The 2800-nt window shown below is 74.5% G+C and carries 2 protein-coding genes; both read left to right on the forward strand.

What is annotated here, in order from left to right:
• The coding region (locus VKA29_RS12510) for a beta-ketoacyl reductase (protein WP_324785511.1) at positions 1-1107 on the forward strand (1107 nt) is incomplete at its 5' end.
• An 85-nt stretch (positions 1108-1192) separates the two neighbouring features.
• Positions 1193-2800 (forward strand): type I polyketide synthase (locus VKA29_RS12515; RefSeq protein WP_324785512.1); only part of this gene is annotated, 1608 nt, incomplete at its 3' end.

Consider the following 2800-nt stretch of genomic DNA (forward strand, 5'->3'; position numbering starts at 1 on the left):
CCGTTGACCGGTGTCGTGCACACCGCCGGTGTCCTGGACGACGGTGTCCTCGGCTCGCTGGACGCCGAACGCGTCGAGCATGTCATGCGGCCCAAGACGGACGCGGCCTGGCATCTTCACGAGCTCACCCGCGACCTGCCGCTGCGCCGGTTCGTCCTGTACTCCTCGGCGGCCGGCGTCACCGGCAACTCCGGACAGGCCAACTACGCCGCCGCCAACACCTGCCTCGACGCACTCGCCCACCACCGGCGCGCGCACGGCCTGCCCGCCACCTCCCTCGCCTGGGGCATGTGGCACCGGATCAGCGATCTCACCGCCGGCCTCGACGACACCGACCTGGCCCGCTTCGGCCGCGGCGGCGTCACCCCCCTCACCGCGGATGAGGGCCTTGCCCTGTTCGACGCCGCCACGGACCGCGACGAGGCGCTCCTCGTCCCCGTCGGCCTCGACCCGGACGCCCTGCGCGAGTCCACGACCGGCACACCGCCCGCCCTGTACCGGGCCCTGGTGCGCCCCGCTCCCGCCCGCCGCACCGCGGGCGACGGCACCGCGGACGAGACCGACGGCGCGGCCCTGCTGCGCCGGCTCGCCGGACTCACCGCCGAACGCCGCAGCGCGGTCCTCCTCGACCTGGTGCTCAGCAACGTGGCGGCCGTCCTCGGCCACACCGGCACCGCCGCCGTGGAACGCGACCGGGCCTTCAAGGACCTCGGCTTCGACTCGCTGACCGCCGTCGAACTGCGCAACCGGCTCGGCGCCGCCACCGGCCTCCGGCTGCCCGCCACCCTGGTCTTCGACCATCCCACACCGCAGGACCTCGCCGAACACCTGCGAGCCGGACTCACCCCCGGCGACGACCCCTCCGAGACCGGCGCGGACACCCCGGACGAGACGGCGGTGCGGCGCGCGCTGGCCACCGTCCCGCTGGACCGGCTGCGTGAGGCGGGCGTCCTCGACACCCTGCTGCGCCTGGCCCAGGCCGGCCCCGACGGCGCCCCGACCGAGGACGAGGAAGAGGCGGCGGACGCCCGGGCACGGGAAGCGTCGATCGCCGAGATGGACCTCGACGACCTGGTGTCCCTGGCCCTCGACGGCGACGACACCTGACCCGGCGACCGGCCGGCCTCCCAGCCCGCCCCGACCACCCACGGCAACGCCATCCATCCGTGACGCGGAGATCCGGAGACACAGCATGAGTAACCCCTCGGACAAGGTCGTCGAAGCCCTGCGGGCGTCCCTGACGGAGACCGAGCGGCTGCGCCGGGAGAACCGGCAGCTGTCCACCGCCGCGCACGAGCCCATCGCCGTGGTCGCCATGGGCTGCCGCTATCCCGGAGGCATCGAATCGCCGGAGGACCTGTGGGAGTTCGTCCTCGGGGAGGGCGACGCCGTCTCCGGGTTCCCGGACAACCGCGGCTGGGACCTCGGCGACACCGGCAGCGCCCGCGAGGCCGCGTTCATTCCGGACGTCGACCGGTTCGACGCGGGCTTCTTCGGCATCTCGCCGCGCGAGGCCCTCGCCATGGACCCGCAGCAGCGGCTCCTGCTGGAGACCTCCTGGGAGACGTTGGAGCGCGCCGGGATCGACCCCGCACGCCTCAAGGGCACCCCCACCGGCGTCTACATCGGCGCCGCGCAGCCGTCGTACGGCCACGCCGCGGGCGACAGCGCCGAGGGCGCCGAGGGACACCTGGTCACCGGCACGGTCGCCAGCGTCATCTCCGGCCGCCTCGCCTACCACTACGGCTTCGAGGGCCCCGCGGTCACCATCGACACCGCCTGCTCCTCCTCCCTCGTCGCCGTCCACCTCGCCACCCAGGCACTGCGCTCCGGCGAGTGCACCCTCGCCCTCGCCGGCGGCGTCACCGTCATGGCCACGCCCGGCCTGTTCGTCGGCTTCAGCGCCCAGGGCGTCATGGCGTTCAGCGGCCGCTGCCGCGCCTTCGCCGCCGCCGCCGACGGCACCGCCTTCTCCGAGGGCGTCGGTCTGGTCCTGCTGGAGAAACTGTCCGACGCCCGCCGCAACGGCCACCGCGTCCTCGCCGTCGTCCGCGGTACGGCGGTCAACCAGGACGGCGCCTCCAACGGCCTGACCGCGCCCAGCGGGCGCGCCCAGCAGCGCGTCATCCGCGCCGCCCTGAAGAACGCCCGCCTCACCCCCGACCAGATCGACGCGGTCGAGGCGCACGGCACCGGCACCCGCCTCGGCGACCCGATCGAGGCCCATGCCCTGCTCGCCACCTACGGACAGGACCGGCCCGAGGGCCGGCCGCTGCGGCTCGGCTCCATCAAGTCGAACATCGGCCACACCCAGGCCGCCGCCGGCGTCGGCGGCCTCATCAAGACCGTCATGTCGCTGCGCCACGGCGTCCTGCCCAGGACCCTGCACGTCGACGCCCCGTCCCCGCACATCGAATGGGACAGCGGCGACGTCGAACTGCTCCTTGAGACCAGCCCCTGGCCCGTCACGGACCACCCGCGCCGCGCCGGCGTCTCCTCCTTCGGCCTCAGCGGCACCAACGCCCACGCCATCGTCGAAGAAGCCCCCGAAGCCCCCGAAGCCCCCGACGTCACACCCCCCGAGGGCCCGTTCGTCGCCGAGACCGGACCGATGGTCTGGCCCGTCTCCGGCGCCACCGCTCCCGCCCTCGACGCCCAGATCGCCCGGCTGCGCGCCCACGCCGCCGACGACACCGCGCCGCGCCCCCTCGACATCGGCTACTCCCTGGCGGCGCATCGTGCGGTGTTCGATCACCGTGCGGTGGTGGTGGGTGGTTCGCGGGGGGAGTTGGTGGCGGGG

Origin of the sequence: Streptomyces sp. H51 (assembly GCF_035656535.1) — a bacterium.
Classification (GTDB): domain Bacteria; phylum Actinomycetota; class Actinomycetes; order Streptomycetales; family Streptomycetaceae; genus Streptomyces.